At 62.5% G+C, this 19961-nt stretch carries 23 protein-coding genes and 1 pseudogene; 12 read left to right on the top strand and 12 right to left on the bottom strand.

Going from position 1 to position 19961, the window contains the following annotated elements; translation table 11 throughout:
- The first annotated feature begins 77 nt into the window (after positions 1-77).
- On the top strand, positions 78-1451 hold the full coding sequence (locus NKI96_RS11835; protein ID WP_023688326.1) for a class II 3-deoxy-7-phosphoheptulonate synthase: 1374 nt from the start codon (positions 78-80) through the stop codon (positions 1449-1451).
- A 58-nt stretch (positions 1452-1509) separates the two neighbouring features.
- Here the strand turns inward: NKI96_RS11835 and NKI96_RS11830 are convergent, their stop codons facing one another.
- From NKI96_RS11830 to NKI96_RS11820, 3 genes are all read right to left on the bottom strand, one after another.
- Entirely contained in the window at positions 1510-2280 is a 771-nt protein-coding gene (locus NKI96_RS11830; protein ID WP_023748545.1) for an RES family NAD+ phosphorylase, read from the bottom strand.
- Positions 2240-2638: an MbcA/ParS/Xre antitoxin family protein gene (locus tag NKI96_RS11825; RefSeq protein WP_023681556.1), complete on the bottom strand. Its 399-nt coding sequence runs from the start codon at positions 2636-2638 to the stop codon at positions 2240-2242. Before NKI96_RS11825 ends, NKI96_RS11830 begins: the two co-directional genes overlap by 41 nt.
- A 105-nt stretch (positions 2639-2743) precedes the next feature.
- The gene (locus NKI96_RS11820) at positions 2744-3814 is read right to left on the bottom strand and encodes a GGDEF domain-containing protein (protein ID WP_023681555.1); all 1071 of its coding nucleotides are present in this window, start codon (positions 3812-3814) and stop codon (positions 2744-2746) included.
- A gap of 338 nt (positions 3815-4152) precedes the next feature.
- Between NKI96_RS11820 and NKI96_RS11815 the strand changes: the two genes are divergently transcribed.
- The 3 genes from NKI96_RS11815 (at position 4153) to NKI96_RS11805 (ending at position 5638) form a co-directional block, all read left to right on the top strand.
- Entirely contained in the window at positions 4153-4572 is a 420-nt protein-coding gene (locus NKI96_RS11815) for a GFA family protein (RefSeq protein ID WP_023667555.1), read from the top strand.
- A 75-nt stretch (positions 4573-4647) separates the two neighbouring features.
- Positions 4648-5007, top strand: a complete 360-nt coding sequence (locus NKI96_RS11810) for a diacylglycerol kinase (protein WP_023681553.1) — start codon at positions 4648-4650, stop codon at positions 5005-5007.
- A 43-nt stretch (positions 5008-5050) separates the two neighbouring features.
- Positions 5051-5638, top strand: a complete 588-nt coding sequence (locus NKI96_RS11805) for a hemerythrin domain-containing protein (protein ID WP_023708466.1) — start codon at positions 5051-5053, stop codon at positions 5636-5638.
- 3 nt (positions 5639-5641) lie between these two features.
- Here the strand turns inward: NKI96_RS11805 and NKI96_RS11800 are convergent, their stop codons facing one another.
- Positions 5642-6250 (bottom strand): DedA family protein, encoded by a 609-nt coding sequence (locus NKI96_RS11800; protein ID WP_023704560.1) that lies wholly within the window; start codon positions 6248-6250, stop codon positions 5642-5644.
- Complete coding sequence (locus NKI96_RS11795) at positions 6247-6810, bottom strand: DUF1003 domain-containing protein (protein WP_023667551.1); 564 nt, start codon at positions 6808-6810, stop codon at positions 6247-6249. The genes NKI96_RS11800 and NKI96_RS11795 overlap by 4 nt, the downstream gene beginning before the upstream one ends.
- A 91-nt stretch (positions 6811-6901) precedes the next feature.
- Here NKI96_RS11795 and NKI96_RS11790 point away from each other — a divergent pair.
- From NKI96_RS11790 to NKI96_RS11765, 6 genes and pseudogenes are all read left to right on the top strand, one after another.
- Positions 6902-7617, top strand: a pseudogene (locus tag NKI96_RS11790) (DNA-3-methyladenine glycosylase I).
- Positions 7618-7679: 62 nt separating this feature from the next.
- Positions 7680-9395 (top strand): NAD+ synthase, encoded by a 1716-nt coding sequence (locus NKI96_RS11785; protein WP_352804517.1) that lies wholly within the window; start codon positions 7680-7682, stop codon positions 9393-9395.
- Positions 9396-9429: 34 nt separating this feature from the next.
- A complete protein-coding gene (locus NKI96_RS11780) occupies positions 9430-10314 on the top strand; it encodes an SPFH domain-containing protein (protein ID WP_352543132.1) in 885 nt (294 codons plus the stop codon).
- A gap of 13 nt (positions 10315-10327) precedes the next feature.
- On the top strand, positions 10328-11278 hold the full coding sequence (locus NKI96_RS11775) for a diacylglycerol kinase catalytic domain-containing protein (RefSeq protein WP_081731269.1): 951 nt from the start codon (positions 10328-10330) through the stop codon (positions 11276-11278).
- 70 nt (positions 11279-11348) lie between these two features.
- Positions 11349-11759 (top strand): GNAT family N-acetyltransferase, encoded by a 411-nt coding sequence (locus NKI96_RS11770; RefSeq protein ID WP_352804514.1) that lies wholly within the window; start codon positions 11349-11351, stop codon positions 11757-11759.
- 387 nt (positions 11760-12146) lie between these two features.
- Positions 12147-13952, top strand: coding sequence for an ABC transporter ATP-binding protein (locus NKI96_RS11765; RefSeq protein ID WP_352804511.1), 1806 nt, complete (start codon positions 12147-12149; stop codon positions 13950-13952).
- Between the two features lie 43 nt (positions 13953-13995).
- Here NKI96_RS11765 and NKI96_RS11760 read toward each other — a convergent pair whose 3' ends face one another.
- The 7 genes from NKI96_RS11760 to NKI96_RS11730 all read right to left on the bottom strand — a co-directional run bounded on the left by NKI96_RS11760 (position 13996) and on the right by NKI96_RS11730 (position 18361).
- On the bottom strand, positions 13996-14409 hold the full coding sequence (locus NKI96_RS11760) for a GFA family protein (protein WP_023667544.1): 414 nt from the start codon (positions 14407-14409) through the stop codon (positions 13996-13998).
- A gap of 20 nt (positions 14410-14429) precedes the next feature.
- Positions 14430-14894, bottom strand: coding sequence for an SRPBCC family protein (locus tag NKI96_RS11755; protein ID WP_023821395.1), 465 nt, complete (start codon positions 14892-14894; stop codon positions 14430-14432).
- Positions 14891-15211 carry an ArsR/SmtB family transcription factor gene (locus NKI96_RS11750; protein WP_023688340.1) on the bottom strand — a complete coding sequence of 107 codons (321 nt, stop codon included), beginning with the start codon at positions 15209-15211 and terminating at the stop codon, positions 14891-14893. Before NKI96_RS11750 ends, NKI96_RS11755 begins: the two co-directional genes overlap by 4 nt.
- A gap of 185 nt (positions 15212-15396) precedes the next feature.
- The gene (locus NKI96_RS11745) at positions 15397-15894 is read right to left on the bottom strand and encodes an NUDIX hydrolase (protein WP_023667541.1); all 498 of its coding nucleotides are present in this window, start codon (positions 15892-15894) and stop codon (positions 15397-15399) included.
- Between the two features lie 206 nt (positions 15895-16100).
- Positions 16101-16601, bottom strand: coding sequence for a xanthine phosphoribosyltransferase (gene gpt, locus NKI96_RS11740; RefSeq protein WP_023667540.1), 501 nt, complete (start codon positions 16599-16601; stop codon positions 16101-16103).
- Between the two features lie 87 nt (positions 16602-16688).
- Positions 16689-17522 carry a universal stress protein gene (locus NKI96_RS11735; protein WP_023681540.1) on the bottom strand — a complete coding sequence of 278 codons (834 nt, stop codon included), beginning with the start codon at positions 17520-17522 and terminating at the stop codon, positions 16689-16691.
- Between the two features lie 98 nt (positions 17523-17620).
- The gene (locus NKI96_RS11730; protein ID WP_023681539.1) at positions 17621-18361 is read right to left on the bottom strand and encodes a competence/damage-inducible protein A; all 741 of its coding nucleotides are present in this window, start codon (positions 18359-18361) and stop codon (positions 17621-17623) included.
- Positions 18362-18534: 173 nt separating this feature from the next.
- Here NKI96_RS11730 and NKI96_RS11725 point away from each other — a divergent pair, with 173 nt between their 5' ends.
- Both NKI96_RS11725 and NKI96_RS11720 read left to right on the top strand, forming a co-directional pair.
- A complete protein-coding gene (locus NKI96_RS11725) occupies positions 18535-19536 on the top strand; it encodes an alpha/beta fold hydrolase (protein WP_352804507.1) in 1002 nt (333 codons plus the stop codon).
- 65 nt (positions 19537-19601) lie between these two features.
- A complete protein-coding gene (locus tag NKI96_RS11720; RefSeq protein WP_352650251.1) occupies positions 19602-19871 on the top strand; it encodes a hypothetical protein in 270 nt (89 codons plus the stop codon).
- Positions 19872-19961 lie beyond the last annotated feature (90 nt).

Genomic DNA, 19961 nt, shown 5'->3' with positions numbered 1-19961 from the left:
GTGTATGGAGCCGCCATCCCCATATGGGGCGGGAATGGCGGGCAAAAGCCTGCTGGAAAGAGCGTTTGGGTGCAGCGATGACGAAATGGTCGCCGAATTCTTGGAGAGCAAAGCCGATCAAGCAGGTTCCTGCCTATCCGGACCTCGCCGCGCTGAAGAACACGGAAGCCCAGCTCGCCACCTTTCCGCCGCTGGTTTTTGCCGGTGAGGCGCGCAAGCTGAAGAAGCAGCTTGCGGCTGTCGCTGCCGGCGACGCATTCCTTCTGCAGGGCGGCGATTGCGCCGAGAGTTTCGCCGAACATGGCGCCGACAACATCCGCGACTTCTTCCGCGTCTTCCTGCAGATGTCGGTGGTGCTGACCTTTGCCGGCGCGCAGCCGGTGGTGAAGGTCGGCCGTGTCGCCGGCCAGTTCGCCAAGCCGCGCTCGTCCGACAATGAGACCAAGGGCGAGGTGACGCTGCCAAGCTACCGTGGCGACATCATCAACGGCATCGAGTTCGACCCCAAGTCGCGTATTCCCGACCCGGCCCGCCAGGAAATGGCCTACCGCCAGTCGGCGGCGACGCTTAACCTGCTGCGTGCCTTCGCCCAAGGCGGCTACGCCAGCCTGGAGAATGTGCATCGCTGGATGCTGGGCTTCGTCTCCGACAGCCCGCAAGGCGAGAAGTATGGCATGCTCGCCAACCGCATCACCGAGACGATGGACTTCATGAAGGCCGTCGGCATCACCTCGGAGACCAACTACGCGCTGCGCGAGACCGACTTTTACACCAGTCACGAGGCGCTGCTGCTCGGCTATGAAGAGGCGCTGACCCGCGTCGATTCGACCTCCGGCGACTGGTACGCAACGTCGGGCCACATGATCTGGATCGGCGACCGCACCCGACAGCCCGACCATGCGCATGTCGAATATTGCCGCGGCATCAAGAACCCGCTCGGCCTCAAATGCGGCCCGTCGCTGACGACTGACGGCCTGCTGGAGCTCATCGACCTGCTCAATCCGGAGAACGAGCCGGGCCGGCTGACGCTGATCGCCCGCTTCGGCTCCGACAAGGTCGCCGACCATCTGCCGAAGCTGGTGCGCGCGGTGCAGAAGGAAGGTCGCAGCGTCGTGTGGTCGTCCGACCCGATGCACGGCAATACGATCGAGGCTGCCGGCTACAAGACGCGGCCGTTCGACCGCATCCTCAAGGAAGTGCAGACCTTCTTCGAGGTGCATCGCGCCGAAGGCACGCACCCCGGCGGCATCCATGTCGAGATGACCGGCAAGAACGTCACCGAATGCACCGGCGGCGCCCGCGCCATCACCGCCGAGGAGCTGCAGGACCGCTATCACACCCATTGCGACCCGCGCCTCAACGCCGACCAGGCGATCGAGCTGGCGTTCCTGGTGTCGGATCTCTTGAAGAAGAGCCATCCGGTGCAGCACAAGCAGGTGGCTAACGGCTGAACCCGTTTTCAGAATTGAAATGATAAGCGCCAGAGAAATCCGGCGCTTTTTCGTTTGATCAACGCCCGCGTTCCCAGCGCAATCCGTTGAGCCGGGGATCATTGGCGAAGGCGGTTCTGGAAAACTCGATGCGCCTTTCCGGAAATTCGCAGATCCCCTGGACGCCGAGGGAGCCTAGCCGGATGCGCCATGTGTGCGGCTCCAGCGGCTTGGCCTTGGTAAAGCCGCGGCATGTCAGCAGCGCCACATTGACGCCCTTCGGGTCGCGCGCCGAACGGTAACGGATCGCCTCCAGCCCAGCCTCACGCGCGACATCGGCAATCGCCTGGCTGGCGGCGTAGTCGGTCGGATGCGTCCACTCAGCCTGATCGCGGTCGAGTGGCGGCCGCGTGAGGTCGACAGCCTTGTCGGTGCGGATCGCGGCGGCGAAGGCGGTGTATTCGGCGGCGTCGTGCGGCCATGGCGTGTCGGGCGAATCGGCGAAGAACAACAAGCGGTAGAAGGCCATTTCGGCGACCGCCGTCATGATCGTCTCCGCCGCGTAGTAGACCCCCAGAGTGCGGCCGGCGCGGCGGAAGCGCGAGCCGTAGGGATAGATCGAGCCGTAGCGGAAGGGCGTCGCCAAGAGATAGTGGAGATGCCGGCATTCCATGGGGATCTGCGGCTTGGTCTCCTCGATCAGATCCTCGAGCAGCGCCTGTTCGTCCAGCGTGTCGACGATCTTCAGCGTCGAGACGCGGTGCTGCGCCTCGACCATGCGCCAGTATTTGCCGTCGAGCCGGACGGCTTCAGACGAGAGCGCGTCGGGAGTCCAGATAGGCAATGACATCGACAAGCCCGGTAATGGTGAGGATCTTTTCAAGCGGGCTGCCATCGAACGCGGTATTGGCGTTCTTCAGCCATGCCCGGGCTATCGTCTCGTCACCGCCGACAATGGCGTCGAGCGAACGGAACAGCCGCACGAAGAGCACCGCGAGTTCGAACGGCTTGGTGCCGCGCTCCAGCAGGAATTCCTGCCTGCGCATGCGTGAAACCGTTGCTTCCGAGACGCCGATGATCGACGCAAGCACCCTGGCGGTTATATCCAAGAGTTCGGCGGCGCGCAGCGTGGCCTTGGTCAGAACCGCGTTTTCGGCCGCCTTCGCGGTCAGATCAGGGGCGGCAGCATTGGGTTGTGTAACAGACATGGCCTCTCTCTTTCCATGGAAAATATAGTCCACTAAAATTCATATGGAAAGAGGCGGGATCCGATAAATTTGCCTGTGCCCGGGAATTGGCTGCACGCCGAAGTGTCAGTCTTTCTTGTATAGCAGCCAGTTCTTGCCCGTGCGGCCGGCCATTGTCGAGTGCCGGGTGACGCGGTTGCGCCCGCCAACCTTGGAGCGGTAGAGCGCCCGGTCCGCCTTGGTGTAAAGATCCTCCGGGCTTTCCGCTTCGGAAGCCATGCAGATGCCCATGGAAACGGTCACCGTGCCGTAATTGGCGCCGGTCTGGCTGCTGGTGAACGGCGTCTGTTCGATCAGCACGCGGATGCGTTCGGCGATCTCGTAAGTGGTATCCTCGCTGGCGCCCTCGACGATCAGCGCGAATTCCTCCCCGCCGGTGCGGGCAACGAACATGTCTTCACGGATGCTGGTCTGGAAGATTTCAGCGACGATCTGGATGATCTTGTCGCCGACCGGGTGGCCGTAGCGATCGTTGACACCCTTGAAATGGTCGATGTCGGCAAGGATCAGGGCGTTGAACAGGATCCCCTTGTTGGAGGTGTAAATCGCCGTGATTTGCTTGTCGAAGGCGCGGCGGTTCCAGATATGGGTCAAGGGGTCGGTGTCGGCGAGCCGCTTGTACTCCTCAAGCTTCGACTTGACGCTCTCCAGTTCCGCCGTCTTGTCGCTCAGCGTGGTTGCAACCTGCTTGCCGTGGTCGAGGGTCGAGTTGGTGGCCGCCGCCATGGCGCTGGCGACCTTCTGCAGCAGATCCTGCGAAAGCAGGCTGCGGTTGGCGAGGCCACTCGATGTCTCATCGAGGATCTTGCCGTATTTCTCGATATGGCTACGTTCGCTGCGCAGCAGCAAGGCGATGTCCTCGAGTTCCCTGGCCAGCACGTCGCGCGCCTGCTCGACAATGCCGGGACCGTGATGCTGGGCAAAGAAAGCGCGGCCGATGCGGTCGAGATCGTCCTGCGTCGGCTGGTTGCCGAGCGCGACGACGGCCAGGCCGAGTTCGCGATTGGTGCCTTTCAGTGCTTCGTAGAAGATTTCGTAATTGCGCGGCAGGCCAAGCACGCCGAGCTGACGCATGGTCGCCACAACGGCTGTTGCAATGTCGCTGTTTCGGTCGGTCTGGACGGCTGCCGGCTGCATGTTCTGTTCACTCTGCCTCTGGGAACCATCGCAGACCGTGCGAGATGCCGCCGACCGGAGAGTGCCAGCCGTATTTCGGATCATCCTGCGAAAGACACGTCCCCAATCGCGACATTCGCTTGGCAACGACCATAGATGCGCCGGCGCTAAAGTTTCCTTAATGTGCCGCCAGGTAACGCGTCCGTTCTACCGCAGGCTGCAGAAATGGTTTGCAAAGATCCTGAGGTCAGGTCCGAACACGCCCACCCCATGTCGCATTTGCCGGTGCCCGGCTGCGGCAAAACTGAAATCCTCTCGGCCAGCGGCGAAGCCGTGGACGATGGCTGGTGGAGGTAGGGATGAGCAACAACCACAGCGGATCTTGCCTGTGTGGAGCCGTGCGTTTCCAGACGCGAGGGCCGTTGCGCGGCGTCATTTATTGCCACTGTTCGCAGTGCCGCAAGCAGAGCGGGCATTTTTACGCCGCGACCAACGTCGCCGACGGCGACATCACGATAACCGGCGCCGACAACATCAGCTGGTACGAATCGTCTTCCTTTGCCAAGCGCGGCTTTTGCAAGATCTGCGGCTCGGTGCTGTTCTGGAAGCCGGGTCAGGATGCCTATGTCTCAGTTCTGGCCGGATCGTTCGACAACCCGACCGGGCTCGAAGGCCAATGCCACATCTTTGTCGGCGACAAGGGCGACTACTATACGATCGACGATGGACTGCCGCAGTTCGAGAAGTCGACGCCGACGATCAAGGTTGCGGAGGAGTGATTTTGCGGCGGCTGCCTTATTCCCTTGATCCAGCCATTGCGATATCCCCTGCCGGTGATTCGAAGGGGATGCGGCATGCAGCGGCTGATCGGTGCTTACTTCAATTCTGTGCGAGCCTTTCGCAAGCTCGCCGCCAGCGAAAGGGCATTTCAGCAGGAACTGATGCTGCTGGTGCTGGCGCTGCCGCTCGGCTGGTTCGTCTCGGTCTCGTGGCGCGGCTACGCGCTGTTGATCGGCGCGGTGCTGCTGCTCATCATGGTCGAAGTGCTCAACACCGGCATCGAGGCAGCCTGCGATGCCTTCAGTCGCGAGTTCAACGTCGACATCCAGCTCGCCAAGGACTGCGGCTCGCTGGCGGTGCTGATTTCGGTTATTATCGTCGCCGGCGTCTGGGGAATCGCCCTCATCGAGCGCATCACGGGACTACCGATCTGATCTGAACGCTCCCATATGTTAGTCACCAAAGGAGACTGACGTCGTGGAAGCCAATTTTCTGCTGCTTGAAAGAGCCGGCCTGCCGGAAGACCTGCGCTGGCTGGCGGAAAAATATCCGCGCGAGACATGGCGGGGCCACGCCAACATCCACGGCATGGCAAACATGTGGCTGCAGCGGCACGACATGTTCCGAGAGCTGGGCGGCATGCTCACCAACGGCATTGGCGACTATCGCGAAGGCAGGCTGACGGCGCCGGATTTCGCGCGCTGGTTCGCGCCGCGGCTGAACCACTTTCTCGGCAATCTCGACGGCCACCACAATGTCGAGGACTACCAATATTTCCCGGCTTTCGCCAAGGCGGAGCCGCGCCTGAAGCGCGGCTTCGAAATCCTCGATGCCGACCATCACACCATTCATGAGGGGCTGGAGCGCAACGCCGAGACGGCGAACGCCTTCATCCGCACGCTCGAGGAGAGCGAGGACAGGCAGCGCTTCGCCGCCGACGCCTATGCGGACGAGAACAGCCGGCTGATTGCCATGCTGAAGCGGCATCTGGCCGACGAGGAAGATCTCATCATCCCGCTGATCCTCGATCGCGGCGACCGGGCTCTGGTCGAGGACGACGACTGAACCTTACGATGTGGTTTCGCTGTCGCGGGCGTCCTTGGCGCGCTCCTTGCCGGCGACGGTGCGGGCGATGAGCCAGGCAAGGATGGCGACACCCAGACCTATGGCAAGCGCGATCAGCAGCCGTTCGTGATGGAGCAGTGCCTTGCCTATCATCTGCTCGGCGCCGAGGCCGAAGACGTAGCCGATGCCGCAGAACAAAGCCGCCCAGACCAGCGACGACACCGCGTTGAGGATAACGAAACGCGCTACCGAAATGCTGGCGAAACCGGCCGCGATGCCGCCGACCAGGCGCAGGCCATAGATGTAGCGGTTGGACAGGACGAATATGTTGGGATGGGACGAGACGAGACGGTAGGCGTGGTTGAAGCCGGGCCTCGCCTTCAGTTTCAGCACCCTGGGATGGTCGGCAAAGCTGCGGCCGAGAACGAAGAAAAACGTGTCGCCGACGAAGGCGCCAATGGCGGCCGTGAGGAAAGCCTTCCAGAGGATGAAGACATGCTGATGGGCGAAGAAGCCGCCGAGGATGGCCGCACTTTCGCCTTCGGCGACACAGCCCATGAAAACCGCGATCAACCCATATTGCTCGATGAGGTGATGGACGATCCCGGTCATTGAGAGGTTTGCCGGCCCGACAGTTTTTCGTCTATGCGGTTCACCTGTTCGGCCAGGCGCGCGATGTCCTCGCGCACGCCGATGATCTGGCTGTGGCGCAGTTCGTCCAGCTTTTCATGCAGAGCCATGATCTCGATCTCGGCCTTGAGGTTGACCTCATAGTCATGCGCGGCGTCGATGCGGTCGCGCGCGGCCTGTCGGTTCTGCGACATCATGATCACCGGCGCCTGCAAGGCGGCGATCATCGACAGCACCAGGTTGAGGAAGATGAAGGGGTAGGGGTCGAACGAGTCTCGCCCGAGCAGCCACCAATTGGCGCCGATCCACAGCACCAGGAAAGCAATGAATGACAGGATGAACGTCCACGAGCCGCCGATGCGGGCAATGGCATCGGCGATCCGGTCGCCGGCGCCCTGAAGGCCGGTGAGGCTGTCGTTGATATCCTGCGAGATGGGCTTGCGGTCGACAGTGCTCTGCAACACCCGCCGCTCGAGCTCGCTGAGGGTTTCAGGCGTTCGCCTCAACCAGCGGTTGGCAAGTTCTGGCACGGTCTTGTGCATGGATGTCTCCATAGGAAAAGCGTCGGCTTGGCAGCCTTGTTTGCATATAGGAAGATGGCGTTTCGTCAAAAGCGCGGCGCGAGGATGCAGGATGCCCGATTTCGCGAAGATTCGCGCCCGTGCTGCAAAACGCAAAGGCGGCGACGCGGTGCTGACCTCGCTGCTCGGGCCGGCGCCTGACAATGCTGCGATTGCCGAAATTACGGACGATCGTATCCTGTCGACGATGGCCGAGCGGGTGTTTGCCGCCGGCTTCGTCTGGCGCGTCATCGAACAGAAATGGCCGGGCTTCGAGGAAGCCTTTCTTCATTTCGAGCCGAAACGGCTGTTGTTTCAACCTGATGACTTCTGGCACGACCTGACGGCTGATCAACGCATTGTGCGCAACCCGCAGAAGATCAAATCCGTCCGCGACAACGCCGCCTTCGTTGAGCGTGTGTCGAAGGAACATGGCGGTTTCGGCAAATTCCTCGCGGAGTGGCCTGACGACGACCAGGTCGGGCTGATGGCGTATCTCGGCAAGCATGGCAGCCGGCTTGGCGGCAACACCGGCCAGTATTTCCTGCGCTGGCTGCAATGGGACGCCTTCGTCATCTCGGCCGATTGGTCGCGGCTTTGCGTGACGCCGGCCTCGACATCGCCGAAAGTCCGACGTCGAAGAGGGATCTCGACAGGATTCAGGCGCAGATCAACAAATGGGCGCAGGAAACCGGCCTGCCGCGCCGGCACATTTCGCGCATTCTGGCGATGTCGATCGGAGAGAACCATTCGCCGCAATCGCTGCGCGAATATATGGGCGACGACTGATCACCGAATTGGTCCAAACGAACGCCATTGCTCGGGCAAATTTGCCGCGCTAAACCGCACAGATGACCCAGAAGACCGCACCCGATATTCTGCGCATCGCCGTTGCCCAGCTCAACCCGACGGTCGGCGATGTCGCCGGCAATCTTGCCAAGGCGCGCGAGGCGAGGGCGGATGCCGCCCGCCAGGGCGCCGACATCGTGCTCTACACCGAGCTTTTCCTTGCCGGTTATCCGCCGGAGGATCTGGTGCTGAAGCCGGCCTTCCTCAAGGTTTGCGAGAAGGCCGCTCAGGATTTCGCCGCGGATACCTCCGATGGCGGGCCGGGCGTCATCATCGGCACGCCGCTGAAGCGCAAGAGCGGCACCCACAATTCGATCATCGTCGCCGATGGCGGCAAGATCCTCGCCGAGCGCTACAAGCTCGATTTGCCAAACTATGGCGAGTTCGACGAGAAGCGCGTCTTCCAGGCCGGGCCCGAGGCTCAGGGACCCGTCAATTTCCGCGGTGTGCGCATCGGAATTCCGATCTGCGAGGACATCTGGGGCGACGTCGGCATCTGTGAAACCCTGGCCGAGAGCGGCGCGGAAATCCTGCTGGTGCCGAACGGCTCGCCCTACTACCGCGCCAAGATGGACGTGCGCCATCAGGTCGTTATCCGCCAGGTCATCGAGACCGGTTTGCCGATGATCTATGCCAATCAGATCGGCGGCCAGGATGAGCTGATCTTCGACGGCGCCTCTTTTGCCATCGGCGCCGACAAGACGCTCGCCTTCCAGATGAGCCAGTTCGAGGAAACTGTCGACGTCACCACCTGGAAGCGCAACCGCGTCGCCGCAGGCGCGCAAAACGCAGAAGAGTTCGACGGCTGGGTCTGCTCGGAAGGGCCGATGTCGAAAATCCCCGAGCGCGAGGAGGCGGACTACCGCGCCTGCATGCTCGGCCTGCGCGACTACGTCAACAAGAACGGCTTCAAGAACGTCGTGCTGGGTCTCTCCGGCGGCATCGATTCGGCGATCTGCGCCGCATTGGCCGTCGATGCGCTCGGCGAGGAGCGGCTGCGGGCGGTGATGATGCCCTACCGCTATACCTCGGAGGATTCGCTGAAGGATGCCGAGGATTGCGCCCGTGCGCTTGGCTGCCGCTATGACATCGTGCCGATCTTCGAACCGGTCGAGGGTTTTCTGCATACGCTGACGCAGCTTTTCGAGGGCACCAAGGAAGGCATTACCGAGGAAAATTTGCAGAGCCGCGCGCGCGGCACGATCCTGATGGCGATCTCCAACAAGTTCGCCTCGATGGTCGTCACCACGGGCAACAAGAGCGAGATGTCGGTGGGCTACGCCACGCTTTATGGCGACATGAATGGCGGCTTCAACCCGATAAAAGACCTCTACAAGATGCAGGTCTATGCGCTGTCGCGCTGGCGCAACAGCCATGTGCCGCCGGGCGCGCTCGGTCCCTCAGGCGAGGTGATCCCCAGGAATATCATCGACAAGGCGCCGTCGGCGGAATTGCGCGAGAACCAGACCGACCAGGATTCGCTGCCGCCCTATCCGGTGCTGGACGACATTCTGGAATGCCTGGTCGAGAACGAAATGGGCGTCGACGACATCGTCGCGCGCGGCCACGACCGGGCGACGGTGACGCGCGTCGAACATTTGCTCTACATTGCCGAGTACAAACGCCGGCAAGCGGCGCCGGGTGTGAAGATCACCCGTAAGAATTTTGGACGCGACCGCCGCTATCCCATCACCAACCGTTTCAGGGATCGCGGCTAAACATCTGATTGAATTGATGAACCTTGGGGGGCGCATGTTTATCAGCTATTTCAAGGGAACGCCTGAGTATCACATCCTGCGCTTCAAGAACGGCAAGATCAGGGAGCAGGGGCGCGGCATCTCCTTCTGGTACGGCACGTTCGGCACCACGATAGCGATGGTGCCGGTGACGTCGCTCGATAACCCCTTCATCTTCACCGAGACGACGGCGAATTTCCAGGATCTGGCAATCCAGGGGTCGGTCAGCTACCGCATCATCGATCCACTCAAGGCAGCCGAAGGTTTTGATTTCAGCGCCAAGCTCAGCCGTGCCGACGTCGTCGGCGACGGCCGGGAGAAGATCGCCGAGCGCCTGGTGCTGGCGATACAGAGCCGCGCCCGCGCGGTGGTTTCGAGCATGACGCTGGAGCAGGCGCTGGCCGAGGTGACCAAGCTCGGCGGCAATCTCGCCGAACTCCTGCGCAACGATCCGATTGCGGCAACCGCCGGCCTGTCGATCGAGGAGGTCCACATCACCTCGGTCCAGCCGACGCCGGAGATCCGCAAGGCGCTCCAGACCGAATATCGCGAGGCGCTGCAGCGCCAGGCCGATGCCGCGATCTATGGGCGCCGTGCCTGGGGCGTGGAGAAGGAGCGCGAGATCAAGAAGAGCGAACTGGCGACCGAAATCGAGCTTGCCGAACGCAACAAGCTGCTGGTCGACACCGAAGCGCGCAACAAGCTGACGCTTGCCGAGGCGGAAGCCAAGGCGCAGCAGCTGGAACTGACCGTCTATTCGTCGGCGCCCGCCCACGTGCTGACGGCGATGGCCTTCAAGGCCTGGGCGGAAAAGGGCGGTTCGGTCGGCAATCTGTCGATCACGCCTGACATGCTCACCAGCGCGCTCAGCCAGCTTTCCACGCCGAAAGCCGGGTCCTGAAAGGCAAGCACGGGTGGCAAGCGACCAGAGCGGCAGGCCGATCGACCGGGTGATCGTCGTCACCCGCAAGACCGAGCTGGAGGAGCTGACGACGCGCTTCAACACGCAGGGACAGGCGCGCTTTTATCTCCGGCAGGCCGGCATGGATTTCGACCCGGTCAAGGCGGCGCATGACGTCTATCACCAGGCGCTCGACCGGGTGATGGGTTCGCTTCCCCAAGGCCTCAAACAGTTGCGGCTCGACCGCGAACTGGTACCGCAGTTCGAATTCGGCTCCGACGCGGTGATCGCGCTCGGTCAGGACGGGCTGGTGTCCAACACCGCGAAGTACCTCCCGTACCAGCCGCTGATCGGCATCAACCCGGACCCGGCGCTTTTCGACGGCGTGTTGCTGCCGTGGAATGCCGACGATACCGAAAAGGTCCTCGGCCTGACGATCGCCGGCAAGGCGAAGCGCCAGGCGGTGGTGATGGCCGAAGCGCGCTCCAATGACGGACGCCGGCTGATCGCCTTCAACGATCTGTTCGTTGGCGCCTCGACGCATGTCTCGGCGCGCTACGAATTGACCTATGGCGGCAGGACCGAGCGCCAGTCGTCGAGCGGCATTATCATCTCCACGGGCGCCGGCTCTACCGGCTGGCTGCGCTCGGTGATGGCGGGCGCCGCGGGACTGGCCGCGGCCTATGGTGACAACTCCGTGCCGACCGTGCCGCCGCAAGGCTATGACCGCGAAGCCGAACAGCTGTTCTTTTCGGTGCGCGAACCGTTTCCGAGCAACACGACCGGCGTGTCGCTTGTGCATGGCGTCATCACCCGCGACCGGCCGCTGGTGGTTTCTTCGCGGCAGAGCAGGGGCGGCGTCATCTTCAGCGACGGGATGGAGCTCGATTTCGTCGAGTTCAATTCCGGCACCCACGTGACCATCGCGATCGCCGACCAGAAGGCCTATCTCGTGGTGCCATAAGCGCGCCACGTGGGCAGCCAAATCACCGGCCGGACTGAATTCGGCCGCCCTCCATTTTTTGCGAGGCACCATGCCCGACTGTGAAATCAGCTTCGACATGTCACGGATCGATTTCCGGGCGACCTCCGATCTGTTGATGGCGAGTTATTGGGGCGCCGGCCGCAGCGATGACTTTCATCGCCGCGCCTTTGGCAACTCGTTCTGCACCGCGGCCTATATCGATAGGAACCAAGTCGGTTTTGGCCGGGCCATCACCGACCGTACGGTGTTTGCCTATCTCGCCGACATCATCATCTGGCCGCAGCATCGCGGCCAAGGCATTGGCACGCAACTGGTGCGGGCGCTCATCGACCACCCTGAACTCAACACGGTCTCGCACTGGAGCCTGTCGACCAGTGACGCGCATGGCCTTTATGAGAAGCTGGGCTTCAAGGCATCGACCGACGGCCGCTACATGCGCCTCGATCGCAACCCGGAATGAGGCATAGCGAGGGGTTGACCCGCTGTTGTTGCAAAATAACCTCACTGGTTGGACCAGTTACGCTTTGCCACGTGCCCGGCCTTGGCGATCCTTCATGGCGTCTCTATAAGGACCGCTCCGCAAGTGTCTTGCGGGAGGTCTGAATGGCAGTATTTCACATGGTAATGCGAGGCCGCGAAGCCTAGGTCTCACCTGGCGTCCGGCGAAGGTTTGCCCTTCGCACCGATGCCGGGTCGAGTACAGGCTTCTGCCGATGCCGGTCGCCACCCGACGAATCGGGCGCGCCGCCACCCATGCCGAACCTCCGCAGCCCCGGGCGAATTGCCCAGCGCGGTTTTCAATTTCAGACCTTACCGGGACCGGGCAGATTTGCGCCCGGATGACAACATGGCTCGTTTCCGAATCGATCTGCGTGCAAGCGCCTTTCGCAGCGTTCTTGGCTTCACGCTCAGCCACTGGCGGCGCCAGCCGTGGCGGCTTTCGCTGATCATGGGCAGCTTCCTGCTGTCGACCCTGGCCGACGTCTTGACGCCGCTCTATTCCGGCCGGCTGGTCGACGCCGTCGCCAGCAGTGCGTTGGCTGACGATGTCGCGTGGAACGCGGCAATGGCGGCGTTCTTCGCGCTCATCGCTTTGGCGCTGACCGGCGTGGTGCTGCGCAACCTGGCTTTCATGGGCATTGTCGAGCTGACGCTGAAGATGATGGCCGACATCGCCGCCGACGCGTTCCATCGCGTGCAGCGCTTCTCAACCGACTGGCACGCCAATAGCTTTGCCGGATCGACGGTGCGCAAGGTTACGCGCGGCATGTGGGCTCTCGACCTGCTCAACGACACCATCCTGATTGCGTTGCTGCCGTCGGTCGCCATGCTGGTCGGCTCGACGTTGCTGCTCGGCTGGTTCTGGCCACTGATGGGGCTGGTCGTGGCAGTCGGCTCGCTGCTGTTCATCACGGTGACGGCGCTGCTGTCGCTCGGCTATGTCGCGCCCGCGGCACGGCTCGCCAACAGCTGGGATACGCGGCTTGGCGGCTCGCTTGCCGATGCGGTGAGCTGCAATGCCGTGGTCAAGGGTTTCGGCGCCGAGACGCGCGAGGAAACGCGGCTTGCCAAGGTCGTCGCCAAATGGCGCGCGCGGACCAGCCGCACCTGGGTGCGCGGCACCATCAACGGCACGACGCAAGGCGCCATGCTGCTGGTGCTGCGGACGGCAGTAATCGGCCTGTCGCTGATGCTGTGGGCCTGGGGCCAGGCAAGTGCGGGCGATGTCGCCTTCGTGCTGACCTCGTTCTTCGTGCTGCAGGGCTATCTCCGGGACATCGGCACGCATATCCGCAATTTGCAGCGTTCGGTCAACGACATGGAGGAACTGGTCGATTTCCAGTCGCAACCGCTCGGCATCGAGGACCGGCCCGGCGCCAAGCCGATCCGGATCACGCATGGCCACATCGCCTTCGATAACGTCACCTTCCACTATGGTAGCCATCGCTTGCCGCTCTACCGCGACTTTTCGGTGGAGATAGCGGCGGGCGAGCGGGTCGGACTGGTCGGCCATTCCGGCTCGGGCAAGACGACCTTCGTGAAGCTGATCCAGCGTCTCTATGATGTCAGCGGCGGCAGGATACTGATCGATGGCCAAGACATCTCCCAGGTTGCACAGGCGTCGCTCCGCGCGCAGATTGCCATCGTCCAGCAGGAGCCCATCCTGTTCCACCGCTCGCTGGCGGAAAACATCGCCTATGCCCGACCGGACGCCACGCAGGCCGAGATCGAGCATGCCGCCAAGCTCGCCAGCGCGCACGACTTCATCACCAGCCTGCCGAAGGGCTACGGCACGCTGGTCGGTGAACGCGGCGTGAAGCTGTCGGGCGGCGAGCGCCAGCGGGTGGCGATCGCACGCGCCTTCCTGGCGGATGCGCGCATCCTGATCCTGGACGAGGCGACATCGAGCCTCGATTCGGAATCGGAAGTGCTGATCCAGCAGGCGATGGAGCGGCTGATGGTCGGCCGCACGACGCTGGTCATCGCACACCGTCTGTCGACGGTGCGGGCGCTGGACAGGCTGCTCGTGTTCGACCGTGGCAAGATCGTCGAGGAAGGCTCGCATGACGAGCTGATCCGGCTGAAGGGCGGCATCTACCGCCGCCTGTTCGAGCGGCAGGCGCTGGAACTGACCAAGGGCCTGGTGATCTGAGCTGAACGCAGAGCCCTATCCGAGGGATAGGGCTCTGCCTGATTCATCCAGGCATTCGCTCGAATGGCTGAAGCGCTGGGTCGATCGTGTCCCAGGCGTGGCCGCGCACGGTGTAGGTGACCGCCTGCGGGTCGAACTGGCCGGGATCGTCGAGGCTCGTGGCCTGGATCGCCGTCACCTCCGGCATGGCGACGAACGTTACGTAGACCGGCGTGCCGCAGGTCGGGCAAAAGGCCTGGGCTTTTTCATTGCCGCTGTCGGCGATCATCCGCCATGTGCTCGGCTCGCCGGTGATCTTTACGTCAGCGCGCCGGCCGAAGGTCACATAGGAACAATGGCCAGTACCGCTGCGCTTTTGGCAATCGAGGCATTGGCAGTGGTTCTGAAAGATCGGCTCGCCGGTGGCCTCATAGCGGATCGCGCCGCAGGCGCAGCCGCCGGTAAAGTGCCTGGTCATCGTCGTTCTCCGCGGTTGCTTCAGGCCGATTTCGGCTTGGCGAACAGGTCGATGCCTGTGCCGGTTTCGAGGAAGGATTTCATGCTGGACAGCACGGCCGGCCAGCCCTGGCTGATGCCCTTGGCCATGCCGCTGCCGGCTTCGAGCTCGTCATGGCTGACGGTCAGCTTGACCATGGTGTCGTATTCCTCGATGGCGAACGTCACCCGGCTATGCTTGGTCGGATCGTCGGCCTGCGAAGCGTTGGCCCAGCTCATGACCAGGCGGGTTGGCGGCGAGATTTCGACCACCTTGCCGACGAGTTCGACAGAGCGCTCCTCATTGGCGCGAATATGTTCCCATTTCGAGCCGGGCTTCCAGTCGGAGACGTTCTCGTGGCCCCAGTAGCGCTTGGCGATATCGGGCCTGGTGATGGCTTCGAACACCTTTTGTGGCGTCGATCTGATGTAGGTCACGTAGACAAAACTGGTGGTTTCCCGGGTCATTGGTCGTCTCCTTCGAGTTCTTGTTTCAGGTCGTGCAGCAGGCTCAGCCGCTGCCGTTCGAATTTTCGCACCCACCGCTCGTAAACTTCGTGCAGCGGCACGGGGTTGATGAAATGCAGCTTCTCTCGGCCACGCTTGACCGTGCTGATCAGATTGGCCGCCTCCAGAAGATCGATGTGCTGGGTCGCGGATTGCCTTGCCATGTCGAGGTTTTGGCAAAGCTCGCCGAGCGTCTGGCCGTTCTTCTCACACAGAAGATCGAGCAGCCTTCTGCGGGTCGGGTCGCCCAGCGCTTTGAAAACCTTGTCGGCGTCCATCGGTCTCACTCATCTTGAAGACACAATATGCAGGTAAATACCTGCATGTCAAGCTGTGGCTAAGCTTGGCCTGAAGGGGAGGGATTTATAGTGTCGGATTGCTGGCGCGCGGAGCGAAGCACCGAGCCCGGAATCGGGGCAAGAACCGGTGCGGGCGCGCAGGACTATGCAGCGGTGGCTGTGAGCTAGGCTCTAACGACGAACTTGTCGGGATCGGCGCAGAAATGGGCGATGATCTGGCAGAGGTCCGGCTCGTTGACCATGCGTACGGCCTCGGCCCCATTGACCCATTTGCGGGTGCGCGCGCGCTTTTCCTTCCAGCGGTCGGCAACGTGCTCGACCTGCAGCGGAAACACCAGCACTTCGCAAGGGACTTCCTCGCCGGACGCGAGGGCCTTGGCGTAGAAGTAACGACCGGCCTCGAAAAGCGAAATCTTGCCACGCAATCCGGCTTCCTCGCCCGCCTCGCGCGCCGCTGCCTCGCAGAGCGGCTCCCTGGCCTCGGGCCAGCCCTTCGGCAGCACCCAACGCCCGGTGTCTCGGCTGGTGATCAGCATGATCTCGACGCCGTCTTCGTTATTGCGCCATGGCAAAGCGGCAACCTGCAGGCGACAAGGCGAAGTGCCGAAGAGCTTGCGGACCCTTTCAGCCAGATGGTCGTGTGTCGCCGGTGTCGTCAGCATCAGTGAAAGCTACCCCAGCCCTCAGAATCGTTAGCCGCCGTATGAATCTTACCGACAAGTGTAAGTCTTAAAAGTAAAAAACATCACACCAACCGTCCAATCCGCCAACAGGCGTCGATTCGACAGAATAATGTGCCTTCCAGTGTCTGTTTTCATAGCAGACGAGGCAGGTTTGGCCGTCTGGGCAGAAATGGGGCTGGCGCGAATCAGCCGGCGTGATCGTCGGCGATCGGCTTCTGGTAGGTGAAACCCATGTCCCAGGGAAAGTAGATCCAGGTGTCCTGGCTGACTTCGGTGATGAAGGTGTCGACCAGCGGCCGGCCTTTCGGCTTGGCGTAGACGGTGGCGAAATGCGCCTTGGGCATCATGGCGCGCACGATGCCTGCCGTCTTGCCGGTGTCTGTGAGGTCGTCGATGATCAGCACGCCCGCGCCATCATCGGCGAGCAGCGCCGGCGTGATCTCCTTCAGCACCTGCAATTGCCCCTGGCTGGTGTAGTCGTGATAGGAGGCGACGCAGACCGTCTCGATGACGCGTATGCCGAGTTCGCGTGAGATGATGGCAGCGGGAACCAGGCCCCCACGGGTGATGCAGACGATGGCCTTCCACTGACCCTTGTTGGCGCCGGCAAGCCGCCAGGCGAGCGCCCGGGCATCGCGGTGGAACTGGTCCCAGGAGACCGGAAAGGCTTTTTCGGGAAGGGACATTCTGCACTCCGCGCGCAACATTGTGGAATGCGCGCGGAATTAACTGGAAAGTCAGGGCATTGGCAAGGGCGGGGCCAGTCTGTGGAGTTACCGCGACAAAAAGGCCGCAACCGGCACGCTGCGCAACACGGTGCGCGTGACGCCGCCGAACAAAAGCTGACGCAGCCAGGAATGGCTGTAGGCGCCGAGCACCAGAAGGTCGGCTCCGGTCTCGGCGATCCGGGTCTGGATGACGTCATCGACCGAAGCATTACCCGATTTCTGCACCGACACGCTGACCGTTGCGCCATGCCTGGAGAGTGCCGCGGCGATCTCGGCGCCGGCGGCTTCCGGGTTGTCATCCAGCGTATCCGGCGGATCGATGACCAGAATGTCGGTCTTTTCGGCCTCGATGATGAAGGGCAGCGCGTCGAAGGCGGCACGCGCCGCCTCCTTGCTGCCGTTCCAGGCCAGCAGCACATGTTTGAATGTGGTGACCAACGGCCCCTCATGCGGCACCACCAGCACTGGCCGGCCGGCATCGTAAACCAGCGTGTCGACATCGGCGCTCGTGTCGCCCCCGGTCTCGCGCTGCGCGGCAATAATCAGATCGGCGGCGCGCACGCTGGAAATACCCGTCAGCGCGCTGTCGCCGGAAAAGCTCTCGAGGCTGCGCCATTCGAAGGAAAGGCCGGAATTCTCGATCCGCCCAACGAAAAGCGCCTGCAATTTCTCGGCGCGCTCGCGGTTCATGTCGGCGGAGACCTGCAGGAACTCAGTGTCGGGGAAGCCGGTTGCCGAGGTGTAGGGAACGGGCAGCGCTTCGGCATGGATGCCGATGAGATGGCTCTCGAACCGGTCGGCAAGCGGGATGGCGCAGTCGAGCACGCGTTCGGCGTCCTGTTCGTTCTGCAATATGGCGACGATGGTCTTGAAGCGCATGCGAAATCCCTCAAATCTGCCAGCGCGTGCTGCGCCCGAGGGAAAACGTGGGAGTGCGGTGCTTGGTTCCGGCCCGGCGATGGTCCGCGAACCCAGGGTCAATTGGCGGCGGTGAAGCCGGCCACCATCGCCTCGACGTCCTTGCGTGCCGAATCCAGCGCCTCCTGGCTGCGGGCGCGGACCACCAGCTCCGTCCAGAATTTGCCGTCGCCATATTTCGGATAGGAGCCGATGATGGTGTCGGGATGCGCCTTCTGGATGTCGCCCAGGGGACCGCCGATCAGGCCTTCGCCGAACGGGCAATGGACGGTGGCCGACAGCATCTTGGTGCCGGCCTTCAGCGTCGGCACGACATTGTCGAGCATGGCCTGGAAAATCGCCGGCACGCCGGCCATGACATGGACGTTGCCGATGCGAAAGCCGGGCGCGACGGAGACCGGATTGTCGATATGGTCGGCGCCGCGCGGCATGCGCGCCATGCGCTTGCGGGCCTCGGTGTATTCGATGCCGCGCGCGGCATAGCTCTCGCCCAGCATGGCATAGGCCTTGGCGTCGTATTCGCACGGCACCCCAAAAGCCTTGGAAACCGAATCGGCGGTGATGTCGTCATGCGTCGGGCCGATGCCACCGGTGGTAAAGACATAGGTGTAGCGGGCGCGCACGGCATTCACCGCAGCGACAATCTCGTCCTCCTCGTCGGGAACGATCCGCACTTCCTTCAGGTCGATGCCGATGGCCGTCATGATGTCGGCGAGGTGGCCGATATTTTTATCCTTGGTGCGGCCGGACAGAATCTCGTCGCCGATGACAAGCATGGCGGCAGTGACGATTTCAGGCATGGAAGGCTCCGGCAAACAGGCCCGTTGGCAGACAAGGTCGCCTGAGGCAGAAAGAAGGTCGCCTGAGATAGCGCGACATCGAACTGGCGGCAATGCCGACACAAGCCGCCATCTGCCTTGCCGAGCGTTCGTCAGTGGGTGATGGTGCGCGCCGGTCCGCTCCCGGGTGAAACATGCTGGTATCGATTCTGCTGTGGCTTGTTGCCGGCCTGTCCGTGCTGGCTCTCGTCATCGTGGCCTGCCTGGTCGCGGCAACGCTCTGGATTGCCGCCAAGGCCGAAAGGCTGGTGCCGGCCAGCGGAAACTTCGTCGAGATCGACGGCAGCCGCATCCATTATGTCGAAACGGGCGAGGGACGGCCGATCCTGTTCGTGCACGGACTTGGCGCCCAGCTTCATCAGTTCCAGCACACGCTGTTCAACCGCTTCGGCCCCGGTTGCCGGCTGATCGCGCTCGACCGGCCGGGGTCGGGCTATTCGGTGCGGGCCAAAGGAGCCACCGGCCGCTTGCCTGAGCAGGCCGAGATCATAAGGCGCTTCATCGAAACGCTCGCGCTGGAAAGGCCGCTTGTGGTCGGGCATTCCCTGGGCGGCGCCGTCGCGCTGACCCTGGCCGTGGAACATCCCGGCGCGATTTCCGGCATCGCCTTGCTGGCGCCGCTGACGCATCTGGAAGCCGGCGTCCGCGAGAAAGCGGGCCTGCTCTATATCCGTTCGCGGCTTTGGCGCTGGATCATGGCCTACACCGTCGCGATACCGACAAGCCTCAGATATGCGCGGCAGACACTGGAGTTCATCTTCTCGCCGCAGGCCGTTCCCGCCGACTACATGATCGATGGCGGCGGATGGCTCGGGCTGAGGCCTGTCCATTTCCATGCGACCTCCACCGATTTCGTGGCGGTCGAAGAGGATCTTGGCCGCATCGAAGAGCGCTATGGAGAGATCGCCATGCCGGCCGGGATTTTCTTCGGGACAGCCGATCGCGTCATCGCCATGCGCATACATGGGGAGCCGATGAAGGACAGGATCGAAGGGCTCGATTTCGAGACGGTCGAAGGCCTCGGCCACATGCCGCAATTCGACGAGCCGGACCGCGTCATCACCTTCATCAAGCGCATTGCCGAGCGGACATTCGCCGGCCAAGACCTCACCACAGCCTCACAACAATTTCACTGAACCATTCGGCTGATATCCGGTTTTACCCCGTGTCGCACCCAAGGCGGCGGATACGGAGTAATTCAATGTACAGGAAAGTTTTTGCAGCATCCGTGCTGACGATCGGTCTTGCCACATCGGCGATGGCGCAGTCATCGGACGGCACGTATTCCAACGATCACAGCTGGTGGCCGTTCGGGAACGAGCAGTCATCGACCGTCGACCAGAGCACCACAGGCAGCATCAATGCCGACGGCAGCCAAGGCTATGGCGCTACCGGGCCGTGCGCCTCCGACCCGTCAGGACCCTATGGAAATGTGAGGCCCAACGTGAACGATCAATATTGCGGCAAGTGATCAAGCCGCGGCTTCGACTGACCGGCAGGATGTCCCGCCTGTTTGTTTTGACGCAATTCCCTAGGGAATTGCTTAGGCGAGCATCCACGG

This window comes from Mesorhizobium sp. M0292 (genome assembly GCF_040321695.1).
Taxonomy (GTDB): Bacteria; Pseudomonadota; Alphaproteobacteria; order Rhizobiales; family Rhizobiaceae; genus Mesorhizobium.
This window is presented reverse-complemented; position numbering and strand designations above follow the sequence as displayed.